The following is a 15242-nucleotide window of genomic DNA, read 5'->3' as shown; positions in this document are numbered from 1 at the left end:
AGTGCCGCCTCTCGCCTCCGGAGTGGCGCCGGAGCCGCCCGCCGGAGAGATTCGCCACAGAAGTGTAGACATTAGACGTCAAACGTCTAACCTTTAGATATGGCTACGACGACTCCACTAACGACGACAGGAAACATCCCTACGATCTCCCCCGCCGGTGCTGCCTTGAGCGCAGCGAACACCGGCGCCAAGGCACCCAAGTCCCGGGTCGTCGTCGTGGTTGGCATCATCGCCGTCGTCCTGATTGGCCTGAACCTGCGCGCCGGCATCACCAGCGCTGCTGCCCTCTTCCATGAGCTGCAGCAGTTCCTCGGTTATGGCCCGCTGGTGGCCTCGATCCTGCCCTCCATTCCACTGCTGTGCTTCGCGGTTGCCGGGCTCGGAACCTCCTGGCTTACGCGCCGGGTGGGCGTTGAGAAGGCGATCTTCATCGCCCTGGCTCTCCTGGCCGCCGGGCTCCTGGTCCGCGGTGTTCCCGCGACCGGTGCGCTCCTGGGCGGCACCGTCCTGGCGATGTCCGGGCTGGCAGTGTGCAACGTAGCCATGCCATCGCTCATCCGTGAGCACTACTCGGACCGCACCTCCATGATGACCGGTGTCTACACCTTCACGATGTCCGGTGGTGCCACGTTCGCCGCAGCAGTCAGCGTGCCGCTCGCGCAGCAGCTCGGCTCGCCGTCCATGGGCCTGGCTGCGTGGGGCCTTCTGGGCGTCGCCGCACTGCTCGGTTTCCTCCCGGTTGTCCTGCACAGCCACCGGAACTCGGCCAAGTCCGACCGTCCCCGGGTTTCCATGTGGCCACTCCTAAGGACCCGTTTGGGCCTCCTGATCACCGCGATTTTCACGTTCCAGGCCTTCCTTGCCTACGCCGTGATGAGCTGGTTCGCCTACATCCTTACCTCCCAGGGGCTCAGCGCTTCCGAAAGCGGCCTGCAGTTCGGCGTGATGCAACTGGTCTCGGTGGCGGCAGGCATGATCCTGTTGACGCTCGGTTCCCGCCCCGGCATGCTGCGGCCCGCTTTGTACCTGGCCAGCAGCTCCACGCTGGTGGCGATCGGCGCCATGCTGTGGTTGCCGACGTCGCTCGCTGTCATTCCGGCGGTGCTGTTCGGCTTTGGCCTGGGCATCTTCCCGCTGGTCCTGGTGATCATCAGCCGCAGTGGAGGCTCGACGGCGGAAACCACCGCGCTCTCCACGATCGCCCAATCACTGGGATACTTGATTGCGGCCATCGGCCCCTTTGGCATGGGGCTGCTCCACAGCGCCACCGGCGGCTGGGTGTTGCCGCTGAGCCTGCTGTCCATCGTGGCCGTGGCGCTCATGGTCACCTGCCACCTGCTCACCAGCAAGCGCACCGCATCAAAGACCCAACCGAGGACGGCATGACCCTGACCCCTTCGCATCGCCCGGCCCTCGCCGAGGAGATCACCGCCAAGCTGCGGGACATGATCAAGACCGGTGAGTGGCCGCTGCAGGAACGCATCCCTGCCGAGCCCGAGCTCATGGCCACCCTGGGTGTTTCGCGGGGAACGCTGCGCGAAGCCATCAAGGCCCTGGCGCACTCCGGGATGCTGGAGGTGCGCCGCGGAGACGGTACGTACGTCCGTGCCAACAGCGAGATCTCCGGGGCCGCCCAGCGGATGTACAAGGAGCACACGCAGGAACACATCGTCGAGGTTCGTTTGGGGCTCGACACCCAGGCCGCCCGGTTGGCAACGAAGCATGCCACGGCTGAGGACATCGCGGAGATGCGTCGTCTCCTGGCAGTCCGCCACGATGCCTGGCTTGCCGAGGACTACCCCGCGTGGGCCACCGCCGATTGGGAATTCCACGAACGCGTGGCTTTGGCCTCAGGCAATCCCCTGCTGCACCAGCTCTACGTTTCGTTCGGCGGTGTCTTCCACAACGATCTCCTCCGCCAGCAGCGCAAGGACGGCTTCAACGGCATCCCGCGCGAAGGCCACGACGAACTGGTGGATGCCGTCGAAGCCCACAACCCTGAGGCCGCCGTTTCCAGCGTCTACCGGAATCTCGACTTCTGCGCCGACAAGACGCCTCTGCAGTTCTAAGAAGCACGTTGCGGTCCCGCTGCTCCGTCGTTGCCCAACAACGGAACAGCGGGCTTTCCACGTCCTAGGGAGTCAGCTCAATCCCGGCACCGGCCGCATCCTTGAACCGGGCGTCGATGAGCACCACGTCGTGCCCCGCACGATCCAACAAACTCGCGGCAACACTGGCCCGGTAGCCGGTGGCACAGTGCACCCAGATCCTGGCCTCCGGCAGCTCAGTGACCCTGGAAAGAAGCTCATACACCGGAATATTCAGGGCATCCTGCACGTGCGAGGCCTTGAATTCCTCGGGCCTTCGGACATCCAGGACCACATCGTCCTGCACCCTCTCCTTCAGCAGCAGACTCCAGTCGCCGTGCGGGTAGGAGGACCGTGAGGCGCCCGGCGCCAGCATTTCGGGTGAAGGCCCGACGGCGGCATCCGGGCTTTCAATGCCGATCCTCGCCAGGTCGCGGATCGCCTTTTCCACGTCATCGTGTGACCCGAGGAGTGTGAGCGGCTGGTTCCATGGGATCACCCAGCCCAGATAGCTGGTGAAGTTGGACCCGTTCCCGTACTCAAAGGCAACGCTCCCCTGCAGGTGGTCCTCGGCGAAAGCTACCCGGTGCCGGAGGTCCACCACCCACTCTCCAGCGTGCAGGCGACGGGCCAGTTCAGCCGCCTCGACCGACTCCGGAATATTCAGGTTCACGGGTGTGGGACCTGCGGCGTTCAATGGGCTCATGTGGGCGTAGTACGCCGGATACGCGGTGATGTTCTCCAGCAACTGGGCTACGAAGTGCTCTTCGCTCGGGTCGGTCAGGGCATGGTTGTGTGCTGACTGCTCCGCCAATGTAGAGGCGTCCTGGTGGCTTGCAGGGCCGATGGAACAGAACGATCCGAAGCCGTGGGTCGGGTAGAGGGCGGCCTCCGGATGAGCCGAGTCCACCAGTTTCCGGACCGAAGAATACTGCGCGTGGGCCAAGGCCTCAGTGTCGCCCGGAGCGACCAGGTCCGTCCGTCCAACCGAGCCGTACAACAGGCTGCCGCCGGAAAACACGGCTTCCGCGCCGCCGTCGTCCCCTGCCTCACGCACCACGTACGCCAAGTGCGTGTGGGTGTGACCCGGAGTCGCGACCACCCGCACCGAGAGGCGTCCCACAAGAAATGCGTCCCCGTCCGAGACAGGTGTGCGCGCAAAAGCGACGTGGTCCGCCGCGTTGACCAGATAAGCGGCTCCGTGCTTTTCAGCGAGGGCCAGGCCACCGGTGACGTAGTCGTTGTGGAGGTGGGTCTCCGCCACGTGGGTGATCCGCACGCCCGCAGCAGTGGCCGCTGCCTCAACCCGGTCGATGTCCCGCTGGGGGTCGATCACCAGTGCCACGGAGCCGTCGTGGACCAGGTAGCTGCGGTCGCCCAGCTGGGGTGTTTCGATGACGACGACGTCCATACCCCCACCTTAAAACAACGCGGGGTCACTTAGGGCCCATCCGGAAGCTCCGAATGGGCCAAAAGTGACCCCGCGTTGGTTTTAGACCTGGGCGGATACACCGTCGCGGGAGATGTTGACCATGTCCTCGCGCGGCACAACCTTGATGCGCTCACGGGTCACCTCGACGCCGTGCGAACCGCCGGCTTCGGTGGCCGCTGCGCCGAGGGCGAGCTCGTGGGCATCCAGTGCCAGCCAGCCTTCCCAGCTGGTGAACTTCACGCCGCGGGCATCGAGCAGATCCACGACGGCGTCTGCCGCAGGAACCTCGGCGAGCGGCAGGTTTTCGCGGTCCTCCAGCAGGTACGTGACGGTCTCGAGGGCATCGCCCTTGGTGTGGCCGATGAGGCCCACGGGACCACGCTTGATCCAGCCCGTGGCGTAGAGGCCCGGGACGTGTTGGCCGTCGGCATCCAGGACGCGGCCGCCGTCGTTGGTCACGACGCCCTTCTTGTGGTCGAACTCGACGTCCGGAAGGGCAGAGCCGAAGTAGCCGATGGCGCGGTACACGGCCTGGACCGGGTAGTCGATGAACTCGCCGGTGCCGCGGGCGTTGCCCGTGCCGTCCAGCTCTGTGCGCTCGAACTTGATGCCTGCAACCTTGCCGGGGGTCTCGGCGGAGTCCACGATTTCCACGGGGCTGTGCAGGAAGTGCAGGTGCAGGCGGCGCGAAGCCTTGAGTTCGGAGAGGTCCTCCGGCTGCTCGGCGATCCAGTTGGTGAGCGTGCCAACCATGGTCTTGATCTGGTTGTTGCTCTGGACCTGGCGGTCGGACTCTTCGTCGAATTCGAAGTCCTCGGCGTAGAGGATGATGTCGACGTCCTTGGAGTGCGAGAGTTCGCGGAGCTCCAGCGGGGTGAACTTGACCTGCGCCGGGCCACGACGGCCGAACACGTGGACGTCCGTCACCGGGGAGTTCTTCAGGCCGGCGTAGACGTTGTCCGGGATTTCGGTAACCAGCAGGTCGTCGGCATGCTTGGACAGCATACGTGCTACGTCCAGCGCCACGTTGCCATTGCCCAGAACGGCGATTTCCTTGGCATCCAACGGCCACTCGCGCGGAACATCCGGGTGTCCGTCGAACCAGGACACGAAGTCCGCGCCGCCGAACGAACCCTCAAGCTCGATGCCCGGGATGTTCAGGTCCGCGTCCTTGATGGCTCCGGTGGCGAAGATGATGGCGTCGTAGTGCTTGCGGAGGTCCTCGATGGAGATGTCCGTGCCGTAGTCCACGTTGCCGAAGAAGCGGATGTCGCCGCGGTCCAGCACCTTGTGCAGGGCGTTGACGATGCCCTTGATGCGGGGGTGGTCCGGGGCAACGCCGTAACGGATCAGGCCGTACGGTGCCGGGTAGCGGTCAAAGAGGTCGATGCTGACGTTGAGTTCGCCGCTCTTGACGGCTTCGCTCTTGGTCAGGATGTCCGCTGCGTACACGCCGGCCGGGCCGGAGCCGATGACGGCGACGCGAAGCGGACGGTCCGCAGAACCTACGGGGGTGCTAATTGACACGGCTGTGTTCCTTCTTCTTTTCGGGCCTCCCAACTGAGTCGCAGTAAACGTCGTATTGAGGGCTCATAACGACGTTATCTGTTACCTAGTTGGGCCGGGGGCTAGTTGGTGCGGACGCGGGGACGGTTGGGGGTAATAGTGCTGTAGTCAGCGGTCTTGAAATGCTGCGGCGCAAAGGGGCTGACCCGGACGACATCGCCGATCACGATGACCGCCGGATTGGCCACGCCCACGGCTTCCGCTTGGTCCGCAATGCTTCCCAAGGTGCCGATGGTGACGCGCTGATCCGGCAAATACCCGTTCTCTACGATACCTACTGGAGTGTCCAAAGGCAGACCCGAGCCCGCCAGCGCAGCCGCGGAATCACGCAATTGCGCCACTCCCATGAGCAACACCACAGTGTGATCGGGCCGTGCCGGGACTTCGGACAGCTCCTCGTGGCCGGTGACCACGCTGAAGCCCTTGGCCAGGCCACGATGCGTCACCGGGATGCCGGCGGCAGCGGGAACCGAGATCGCCGACGTCACACCGGAGACCACTTCAACCTCGACGCCGTTCTGCCGGCAGTACTCTGCTTCCTCGCCGCCGCGGCCCAGGACATAGGGGTCGCCGCCTTTAAGACGGACCACGCGGTTGCCCTTGAGGGCCTCTTCCACGAGGATGCGGTTGATCTCAAGCTGCGGTACAGGGTGGTGGCCGGGGGTCTTGCCGACCTCGATCACGCGAACGTCGGGAGCCAGCTCTTTGAGCAGCTCGCGCGGACCAAGACGGTCTGCAACCACGACGTCGGCCTGGCCCAGCAAGCGCCGACCGCGGACGGTGATGAGTCCCGAGTCGCCGGGACCGCCGCCCACCAAAGCGACGGAACCAATGGAACCTGTGCTGTCCGCTTTCCGGTGCCGGCGCAGCGGCAGGTCACCTGATTCCAGGGCAGTGGCAACTGCGTTCCGCAAGGCCATGGCGCGGCGCGGGTCTCCCCCGGCATTGATGGCGATTTTGACGTCGTCAACCTCGGCGACAGCGGGAGTCCAGGCAGCGGAAGCCTCGTGATCGGAAGCATTAACACACCAGATGCGCTGCGCCTCGGCGTCGGACGCTACCTGGGTGTCCACAGCGGAAGAGCCGGTAGCGGTCTGAACGAACCAGACGCCGTCGAGGTCTGAGGTGCGGTACTCCCGGGGCTCCCAGGTGAGGAGCCCGGACGCCGCCTGCGTGCGAAGTGTTTCGGTGGCAACGGGAGCGACCACGGTGACTTTTGCACCGGCGTCGAGCAGTCCCTTGGCGCGACGGGTCCGCCGCCCACAACCAGCACCGGGCGGCCGAGCAGCCTCAGCGCAGTGGGGTAAATGTCCTGTATTGCCATGAAAAAACTGTAGGGCTGCGCCGTAATATGCTTCAAAGGCCCGGACACAACCGGTAACGCTGGGTAATCCGGCGTCACAAAAAGTTTCACAACTGCAGGCTGATTAGAACACCGACCAGCCCGTGCGAGTGGTGAATTCGTCCAGCGCGGCGACCCCTGCCACGGAGTTGCCAGACCGTCCCAGCCCCGGGCTCCACACGCTGATGGCGCACTTGTTCGGGACCACGGCCACGATCCCGCCGCCCACGCCACTCTTGCCCGGAAGGCCCACCCGGTAGGCGAACTCCCCGGCGGCGTCGTAGGTTCCGCAGGTGAGCATGACGGCGTTGATCCTCTTTGTTTGCGCCGGTGACAACAGGAGGCTGCCGTCGGCACCCAAACCGTTGGAGGCCAGGAACCGGGTGGCGAGCGCCAGGTCTTCGCACGTCATGGCCAAGGCGCACTGCCTGGCATAGGAGTCCAGGACGTCCTCCACGGGGTTCTCCAGGTTGCCACAGCTGGCAAGGAAGTGCGCCAAGGAGGCGTTGCGGTGGCTGTTTGCCAACTCGGACGACGCCACCCGGTGGTCGGTATCAACGTTTGTGTTGTTGGTTTCCTGTCGCATCAGGTCCCGGACAGCGTGCGCAGCGTTGCCCGTCAGGCTCAGCAGCCTGTCCGTCACCACAATCGCGCCGGCGTTGATGAAGGGGTTCCGGGGAATCCCGTCCTCGCTCTCCAGCTGGACCAGGGAGTTGAAAGGGTTGCCCGAGGGTTCGCGGAAGACACGCTTCCAGATGTGGTCGCCGTCGGAAGCCAGGACCAAGGCGAGGGCGAACACTTTGGAGATGCTCTGGACAGAGAACTCGACGTGGGCGTCCCCGGCCGAGAACACCTCGCCGTCCTTGGTCACCAGGGATATCCCGAACTGGTACGGATCCACAGCCCCGAGCTGGGGAATGTAGTCGGCCACATTTCCCTGGCCCACGTGCGGTTCGACTGCTCCAACGATGTCTTCGAGGAGATTCTGAATGTCCATCTTTACCTTTACTGGCTTCGTCAGCCCCCTCCTCATTGAAGGGGCTTACACGTGCGCCCGCGGCGTTTCCGCAGCGATGCACAGCCAATAAGAGTACCGGCGTTTCGGGGGCTCCGTGGACGCCGGCCCGGGTTCAGGAACCCGTATTCAGCTCCAGGTGAAGGATCGGATAGGGCCGACCGTCGGCATCGAGCTCGCTCCGGCCGGTCTGAACGAAGCCCCGGCTACGGTAGAAGCCGTGAGCGGCGTCGTTCTGCTCGTTCACATCTACCTTCGAGACCCCCTGGCTCTTGACAACTTCGGCCAGGAGCGCCGTCCCAACACCGTGGCCGCGGACTGCATCGGAGACGAAGAGCATCTCCAGAGCACCGTCCAGCACCCCGGCAAACCCAACGGGTATTCCGTCCTTCTCGGCAACGGTGAGAGTCACGGCGGGAAAGTAGTCCGATGCAAGGTGGGATTCGATCCGGTTGAAATCGGACTCATCCAAAAAGTCATGGGTGGCGAGGACCGCTTCGCGCCAAATCTCAACCAGGCGCGCGTACTCCTCCGGCCCACGGCAAGCCCGTATATTCAGCTTGGTGGTTCCTTCATGCATGCGTTCGATCCTATCGGTGGAGAGAACGATGCCCGGTTACGCCTCCTCCCAATTCGGCTTCCACCCGAACGCCGGGGCGATGTGCTTTGCCACGTTGCCCAGGAGCTTCGCGTTGTAATCGACCCCGAGCTGGTTGGGCACGGTGAGCAGCACCGTATCCGCAGACTGGACTGCTGCGTCCTTCGCCAACTCTTCTGCCAACTGCTCCGGTTCGCCGATGTAGCTCTTACCGAAACGCGACAACGCGCCGTCGAGAATCCCCACCTGATCCTGGCTGTCCGCTTGGGCGCGGAGGCCGAAGTAGTGGTTGTCGACGTCGTCCACGATCGGGATCACACTGCGGCTGACCGAGACCCTCGGTTCGAAGTCATGGCCGGCAGCTGCCCAGGCTTCGCGGAACATCCGGATCTGCTCGGCCTGGAGTTCGTCAAAGGGCACGCCCGTATCTTCGGTGAGAAGCGTCGAACTCATGAGGTTCATTCCCTGCTCTGCCGCCCACACCGCCGTCTTACGGGTGCCGGCGCCCCACCAGATCCGTTGTGGAAGGCCGGGCGATTGAGGCTGGATCGGGAGCAAACCAGTGGCGCCGCCGGAATAGTGCGGATCCGCCTCCGCCACACCGTGACCTGCAATGGCTTTGCGGAACAGCGCCGTGTGGCGGCGGGCCATGTCGCCCCCGTCCTCGCCATCGGCCGGGACGTAACCGAAATTCGCGGCACCGTTCCGTGCGGGCTCGGGTGAACCACGGCTCACGCCGAGTTGCAGCCTGCCGTCACTGATGAGGTCCGTGGCTGCGGCTTCCTCGGCCATGTAGAGGGGGTTCTCGTAGCGCATGTCGATCACGCCGGTGCCCATCTCAATGCGGCTGGTCCGCGCAGCGATGGCACTCAGGAGCGGGAACGGCGAAGCCTGCTGCCGCGCGAAGTGGTGCACACGGAAGAAAGCTCCATCGATGCCCAACTCCTCGGCGGCGACAGCGAGGTCAATCCCCTGCTTCAGGGCCTCGCCGGCAGTGGGAACCAAGGAGCCTGGGACGCGGGCCCAGTGGCCGAAGGACAGGAAGCCGATCCGTTTGTTGTGCATGCCCGTCACAACACCGGTGAGTGCCGGTGCATTCCTCAATCGGCCCGTCGATAGTGCATGGCGACCGCGCCGTTGCTCAGTGGCTCCGCGGAGACCAGCTCCAAGCGCCGGGTGCTGGGCAATCCGTCTTGGTAGAGGGTGGGTCCGTGACCGGTGATCATGGGATGGATCAGGAGCTTGTACTCGTCAATCAGGTCCATCCGGTCCAACGCTGTGGCAAGTTTTCCACTGCCGACAAGGACCCCATCAGGTGTACTGTCCTTGAGTTCCTGCACAGCCGAGCGGAGGTCCCCAGTCAGGTGGTGGCTGTTGGTCCACGGGAAGTCCCTCCGCGAGGCCGAGACGACGTACTTGGGCTTGGTCTCCAGCGCCACCGCCCACTCCTTGAGGGATTGCGGGGCATCGATCTCGCCGCTGGCGACGCCCGGCCAGTAGCTCTCCATCATTTCGTAGGTAGTGCGACCCCAGAGCATTGCGCCGCCCTGCTCCAGGAGTCGGGTGAAGTGAGCGTGTGTCTCGTCGTCGGCGATACCCTCACGGTGGTCAACGCAACCATCCAGGGTGACGTTGATGCTGAACGTTAGGAGGCCCATTTGGCGATTCTAGGCGCTCGGAAGGGAATTCGCAGCGGATAAACCTGCATCAGAGGCGAACCCGCGGCGCTGCGATGCAAAGGATACCCTCCGGGGGTATGCTGCTAATGTCCGATGAGCTGCAGGAGGTGGTGGGAAACCGTGAACAGGATGACATTCCTGGATACCGGCGCCGCCATCCGACGTCGGATCCCTCTCCTGCTGTTGGTGGCTGCCGTCATTGCGGGCATTTTCGGAATGCACATTGTCAACGGGTCACACGGCTCACATTCCGCCAATCCTTCAGCGCTGATGTTAACGGCCGCATCGCACCACGAGCATGGCTCCGCAAAGCATCCTCTGGAGCCTGCACAAGCGGACCAGTGCACATCGGGCAGCTGCTCCTGCGCCCAGTCCTCCAGCGCAAACTGCATCCCATCGCTGAAAACAGGCTCACTGGCTGCGCCGCCTCCGGGTGACGCCCTTGTCATCACTACCACTGTCTGGGAACCCCACGAGGCCACGCCAGCCTGGTCCTACCGACCAGCCGCACCCACGCCCGGGCAACTGAGCATCAGCAGGACGTAAGCAACGGAACGGGTCGCCGCACGGCTACCCGTCCATCCCGGGGCCTCGGCCTCGGAACATCTGCTTACCCCTGGCGGTCGACCAACAGGCCGCCTGAATTGGCAAAGGACCAATCACTGATGAACAAAGTACGCTTTTTTGTTACCGGAACCGCCCTTGCAGGCCTGCTGGCACTGACGGGATGCGCTTCGAATTCCGGCTCCAATCCGATGCCCGGCATGGATCACGGCCAGCAGACGGCCTCAGCCGGCAGCACCTCCGAGGCCAGCACCGCGTCAAACCACAATGCGGCGGACACCATGTTCGCCCAGATGATGATTCCGCACCACGCCCAGGCCGTCGAGATGTCGGACGCGATCCTGGCCAAGAAAGATATTCCGTCCGCTGTGACTGCCTTGGCGGTTCAGATCAAAGGGGCCCAGGCACCTGAGATCGAGAAAATGACGGCGTGGCTGAAGGGCTGGAGTGAGCCCATGATGGGATCCTCAGGGCACGCAGGCCACGGCATGGACGGCATGGTGAGCGACACTGAGCTGCAGAAACTCAAAGACGCCCATGGCACGGAAGCAGCCAGGCTCTATCTCTCCCAGATGATCGCGCATCACGAAGGTGCTGTGACCATGGCCAAAACCGAGATAAGCCAGGGCAAATCTTCCGAGGCCGTGCAGCTTGCCAAAGACATCGTGGCTGCGCAGGAGCAGGAGATCCAGGAGATGAAGACCCTCCTCGCCGGTCTCTAGCGCTTCGGTTCCGTAAACGCCCGACGGCGGGAGGCCGCCGTCGGGCGTTGCGTGCGCCGGGTTCCCGCACCATGTAGCGCCGATCGCCTCCATAACCGCTGGTGCAATTGGCGTGAAAGGGCGCGGAGCTGGTGCGGAAGAGGTGCGAACGGCGGAATCGGGCGCGCCTCTGCCCTCCGCCCACACCTCACCCCCGGACCAAGGGGGTTACCGCGAGCTGCCTGCCAGCAGGCCACGGCGCTGCAGGAGGCGCTTCTCTATTGGGCCGAACACCAAGAGCTCAATCAGGATGCCGACAAACAGGATCAGCAGGATCGCGGACATCACGATAGTCATGTCGGACAGGAGACGGCCTTGGTCCAGCAGCGATCCCAGGCCGAAACCGATGGTGCCACCAACGGCGATGATTTCCGCGGCCATGAGGGAGCGCCAGGAGAAAGCCCAGCCCTGCTTCAACCCGCCGATGTAGCCGGGAAGCGCGGCTGGCAGGACGATCTGCAGGGCCATCTGGAGCCTGTTGGCGCCAAGGACGGTGCCCACGCTGCGATACTGCGGCGGGATCTGGTCCACTCCGGAGATGAGTCCGTTGATGATGGACGGAATAGCGCCCATGAACACCACGAAGTAGACGGTGGCGTCGGTCAGGCCGAACCAGATGATGGCGGCAGGAACCCAAGCCACGGACGGCAGGACCTGCAGGCCGGAAATCAGAGGACCAAACGCACGGCGCAAGGGAGCAACCTGAGCCAGAATCAGACCCACGGGTGTAGCAATCACAACAGAAATGAGGAAGCCGATCACACCACGTTGAAGTGACGTCCACACTGCTTCCTGGACTTTGCCTTCACCCCACATGGTCACGAACTGGGTGAGCACGTCGAGTGGTCCGGGGACGAGGTCGCGCCGCTTGAACTCAAGCGACACATAGAACTGCCACGCCAGGATGAGGACCACCAGGGCAGCGACCGGCAGCAGCACGCGCGTCCATTCGATACCGCGCGTGCGGCCGGCGTCCGATTGCAGGTTGTCCAGGCCTGCTTCGAGATCCCGGAGGTCGGAGGCGTCGCCCTTGAGCGACGGCGACGTGATGTGCTCTTTGGATTCAGTCACTGGGAGGGTCCGCTCTTCGGTGGTGGGGTTACTTGGCATGGCGGCGGATCTCCTCGCGAAGTCGGCGGGTAATGACGGCGGTCAGTTCCCCGGCACGGCCGGCATCGGTGCGGTGTTCTTCAGTGACTTGCCATTCGGCCACAACGCGGCCGGGGCGCGAGGAAAGCAGAAGCACCCGCTGCCCAAGCCGGACGGCCTCGCGCACATTGTGGGTGACGAACACGATGGTGCGGCCGGTTTCCTTCCAGATGCGCTCGAGTTCGTCGTGCAAAAGGTCGCGGGTGATGGCGTCGAGTGCCGCGAACGGCTCATCCATCAGCAGGAGCTGACGGTCTTGCGCCAGGGACCGGGCCAGGGCAACGCGCTGCCGCATGCCGCCGGAGAGTTCATGCGGACGCTTCTCCCCGGCGCCACCAAGGTGGACAAGTTCCAGCAGTTCGCTGGCCCGTTCGCGCCGGCTCGCCTTGGTGCTGGACTTGTCCGCCAGTTGCAGGGCGAGTTCGATGTTGCCGCGCGCGGTCAGCCACGGGAACAGGGATGCGTCCTGGAACATGAAGGCGGCACCGTCGCTGGGTACTTCAAGGGCGCCCGACGTCGGCTGTTCCAGTCCCGCCATGATGTTCAGCAGGGTGGACTTGCCGCAGCCCGACGCACCGAGAAGGGCGACGAACTCGCCTTGCGCGATGGTGGCGTTGACGTCGTCCAGCACCGGGGCGCCGTCGCCGAAGCGCTTGCCCAGGTTCTCGAGTACGACTGGCATGGTCCCGTCCTTCGTGTTGATTGGTAGAGCTGATGTGGCTTAAGGCCGGTCCGCTTCCCCACGAGAATCGAAGGAGAAGCGGACCAGCCCGTTATTGCTTAGTCCTGGCCGAGACCTGCAGCGGAGGTCTTCTTGCCCTCCACCTCGTTCAAGGTGCGGAGGTCGAAGATGCCGTTGATGTCGGCCTGCTTTGTGGTACCGGCCTTTACACCGTCTTCCAGCAGCTTGTTGTACGTTCCGGCGAGCGGATCGGTGGTGAACTTGATGTTCTGCAGCGCGCGTTCGATCACGTTCGCGGGAAGCGGCTTGCCTGCCGTGTCCTTGAGGACAGCGTTGATGGTGGTCGCCTTCTCCTCAGCCGAGGCCGAGTTGAGCCATTTCACGGACTCCACGTGGCCCTTGATGAGCGCCTTCACGGTTTCGGGGTGTTCGGCAGCGAACTTCTTGTTCACGATCAGGATGGTGGTGGTGAAGTCACCCTTGTCCCACAGGTCCTTCTCGTCCACCAGGACCTTTGCTCCGGCTTCAAGAACCAAACGTGAGGCCCACGGCTCAGGCAACCACGCGCCGTCGAGCTTTCCATCCGTGAAGAGCTTCAGCGACTGCGCATTCTCGGTGGGGTTGATGTTCACATCACCGCTGCCGTCGACGTTGGTCTTGTAGCCCTGGCCGGCAAGCCAGGCGCGGAGTGCTACGTCCTGCGTTCCACCCAGTTGCGGGGAGCTGAGGACCTTGCCCTTGAGGTCGGCTGCGGAGTTGATCTCCGGCTTGACCACCAACTGTGCGCCGCCGGAAGCAGCGCCGGCAATGATGCTGATGGATTCGCCGTTGCTCTTGACGAAGGAGTTGATGGCCGGGTTCGGGCCGATGTAGGTGGCGTCGATGGCGCCGGCGTTCAGGGCTTCGATCGCGGCGGGGCCTGCGTTGAAGATCTGGGTGCTGAGCTTGGTGTCGCCGAGTTCCTTGGCGATGAGGCCCTTGCTGGTGCCGACCAGGGCAGGCCCGTGGGTGACGTTGCTGAAGTAGCCCAGCTTGAGCTCGGCTGCCGGGGAGGTGTTGGCGGCCGGTGCTGCCTGGTTGTTGTTGTTCGAGACAACGGAGGCTACGGCTGCGCCTGCACCGATCAGCAGGACCAGGCCAACGGCCAGTCCGATCTCGAGGGTGCGGCGGCGCTTGGGCTTGGCTGGGGTCTGGCCCGCGACGATGCGGGTAGTGCCGGAATCAGATCCGGGCTTGGGTGACTCGGGAGAGTTCGACATGGGGGTCCTTAGGAGATTTTTGGGATGCGAAGCGGGGCGAAGATCAGGCCCCTAACATCGCCCATCGAGGGCAAGGAAGGACCGTTCCGGAGTGGTCATGAGTTCACAGTAGGGACTGTCATATTTCGGCTTCAATCCCGTAGAAATCAAGGTTCATGAAGGGTCACTTTGCGTCATATTGGCTGAGAGGGCTTCAATGTCCCTCGGATTCGTGCGGCAGCAGCCACCCACCAAACGGGCCCTACGGCCAAGCCAATCCCCCGCGTTCCCGGCCAACGTCTCCGCCGAGACGCCACCACCGGCAGGCCCCCACGTCTTGGTCACGGCGTCATACGTCTCCCCCGAATTCGGGTACGCCACCAGGGGTGCAGCTGTGGCGTTCTGAAGGGTCCCCAGCGCCTCAGTCACCAGGTCCAGCGGCACGCAGTTAACCCCGACGGCGGCCACGCGCGGTTCCGCGCTGAGCAGCGCCACCACGTCCGCGAGCGGCGTTCCGTCACTGATGTGGGCACTGTCCCGCAGCGTGAACGTGAACCAGGATTCGACGTCGAACTCCGCCACGAGCGCCAACAGTGCCTCCGCTTCGGCATACGACGGCAGCGTCTCACACGCCAGGAAGTCCACGCCCGCTTCAACCAAGGCCGCGATGCGGGGCCGGTGGAAGTCCCGGAATTCCGCGGCAGAAAGCGTGTAATCGCCCCGGTACTCGGAGCCGTCGGCGAGGTAGGCGCCGTACGGCCCCACCGAGCCCGCAACCAGCAAGGGTCCCGAACCGGGGTTGGCCGCGAGGTACTCCTGGCGGGCTTCGTCGGCCAACCGGACGCTCAGCGAAACCAGCTCCAGCGATTCCTCCACGGACAGCCCGCGACGCGCGAAACCCTGTGGCGTCGCCTGGTAGCTGGCGGTGATAGCCACGGAGGCACCGGCGTCGAAGTAGTCGCGGTGGACCTGCTTGATCAGCTCCGGCTGCTCCAGCAGGACCTTGGCGGACCACAGCGCGTCCTCAAGGTCGCAGCCGTGGGCTTCCAATTCGGTGGCCAGGGCTCCGTCCAGGACAAGGTCCTTGCCGGCGTCCAGGAGGGTGCTGAGGGTGGTGTTGCGGGGCATA

At 64.2% G+C, this 15242-nt stretch carries 13 protein-coding genes and 1 pseudogene; 3 read left to right on the top strand and 11 right to left on the bottom strand.

Annotated features, from left to right (window positions below; translation table 11 throughout):
- Positions 1-99 precede the first annotated feature (99 nt).
- Complete coding sequence (locus ACFUOZ_RS06500) at positions 100-1386, top strand: MFS transporter (protein ID WP_377545921.1); 1287 nt, start codon at positions 100-102, stop codon at positions 1384-1386.
- Positions 1383-2069 carry a FadR/GntR family transcriptional regulator gene (locus ACFUOZ_RS06495; protein WP_377545919.1) on the top strand — a complete coding sequence of 229 codons (687 nt, stop codon included), beginning with the start codon at positions 1383-1385 and terminating at the stop codon, positions 2067-2069. Before ACFUOZ_RS06500 ends, ACFUOZ_RS06495 begins: the two co-directional genes overlap by 4 nt.
- Before the next feature lie 64 nt (positions 2070-2133).
- Here the strand turns inward: ACFUOZ_RS06495 and ACFUOZ_RS06490 are convergent, their stop codons facing one another.
- From ACFUOZ_RS06490 to ACFUOZ_RS06460, 7 genes and pseudogenes are all read right to left on the bottom strand, one after another.
- Positions 2134-3498 carry a rhodanese-like domain-containing protein gene (locus ACFUOZ_RS06490; RefSeq protein WP_377545917.1) on the bottom strand — a complete coding sequence of 455 codons (1365 nt, stop codon included), beginning with the start codon at positions 3496-3498 and terminating at the stop codon, positions 2134-2136.
- Positions 3499-3579: 81 nt separating this feature from the next.
- A complete protein-coding gene (locus ACFUOZ_RS06485) occupies positions 3580-5046 on the bottom strand; it encodes an FAD-dependent oxidoreductase (protein ID WP_377545915.1) in 1467 nt (488 codons plus the stop codon).
- Positions 5047-5147: 101 nt separating this feature from the next.
- Positions 5148-6409, bottom strand: a pseudogene (cobA, locus tag ACFUOZ_RS06480) (uroporphyrinogen-III C-methyltransferase).
- A 103-nt stretch (positions 6410-6512) separates the two neighbouring features.
- Positions 6513-7424 (bottom strand): glutaminase, encoded by a 912-nt coding sequence (locus ACFUOZ_RS06475; RefSeq protein ID WP_377545913.1) that lies wholly within the window; start codon positions 7422-7424, stop codon positions 6513-6515.
- Between the two features lie 133 nt (positions 7425-7557).
- The gene (locus ACFUOZ_RS06470; RefSeq protein ID WP_377545911.1) at positions 7558-8022 is read right to left on the bottom strand and encodes a GNAT family N-acetyltransferase; all 465 of its coding nucleotides are present in this window, start codon (positions 8020-8022) and stop codon (positions 7558-7560) included.
- Between the two features lie 36 nt (positions 8023-8058).
- Positions 8059-9105, bottom strand: coding sequence for an LLM class flavin-dependent oxidoreductase (locus tag ACFUOZ_RS06465; RefSeq protein WP_377545909.1), 1047 nt, complete (start codon positions 9103-9105; stop codon positions 8059-8061).
- A 35-nt stretch (positions 9106-9140) separates the two neighbouring features.
- Complete coding sequence (locus ACFUOZ_RS06460; protein WP_377545907.1) at positions 9141-9698, bottom strand: dihydrofolate reductase family protein; 558 nt, start codon at positions 9696-9698, stop codon at positions 9141-9143.
- Between the two features lie 686 nt (positions 9699-10384).
- On the opposite strand from ACFUOZ_RS06460, the gene ACFUOZ_RS06455 reads away from it, so the two are divergent.
- A complete protein-coding gene (locus ACFUOZ_RS06455; RefSeq protein WP_377545905.1) occupies positions 10385-11005 on the top strand; it encodes a DUF305 domain-containing protein in 621 nt (206 codons plus the stop codon).
- 207 nt (positions 11006-11212) lie between these two features.
- Here the strand turns inward: ACFUOZ_RS06455 and ACFUOZ_RS06450 are convergent, their stop codons facing one another.
- The 4 genes from ACFUOZ_RS06450 to mmuM all read right to left on the bottom strand — a co-directional run bounded on the left by ACFUOZ_RS06450 (position 11213) and on the right by mmuM (position 15241).
- A complete protein-coding gene (locus ACFUOZ_RS06450) occupies positions 11213-12154 on the bottom strand; it encodes an ABC transporter permease (protein WP_377545903.1) in 942 nt (313 codons plus the stop codon).
- Entirely contained in the window at positions 12144-12875 is a 732-nt protein-coding gene (locus ACFUOZ_RS06445) for an ABC transporter ATP-binding protein (protein ID WP_377545901.1), read from the bottom strand. The genes ACFUOZ_RS06450 and ACFUOZ_RS06445 overlap by 11 nt, the downstream gene beginning before the upstream one ends.
- Before the next feature lie 98 nt (positions 12876-12973).
- Positions 12974-14134, bottom strand: coding sequence for an ABC transporter substrate-binding protein (locus ACFUOZ_RS06440; RefSeq protein ID WP_377545899.1), 1161 nt, complete (start codon positions 14132-14134; stop codon positions 12974-12976).
- 153 nt (positions 14135-14287) lie between these two features.
- Complete coding sequence (mmuM, locus tag ACFUOZ_RS06435) at positions 14288-15241, bottom strand: homocysteine S-methyltransferase (RefSeq protein WP_377545897.1); 954 nt, start codon at positions 15239-15241, stop codon at positions 14288-14290.
- Between the last annotated feature and the right edge of the window lies 1 nt (position 15242).

Origin of the sequence: Paenarthrobacter sp. NPDC057355 (genome assembly GCF_042667405.1) — a bacterium.
Taxonomy (GTDB): Bacteria; Actinomycetota; Actinomycetes; order Actinomycetales; family Micrococcaceae; genus Arthrobacter.
This window is presented reverse-complemented; position numbering and strand designations above follow the sequence as displayed.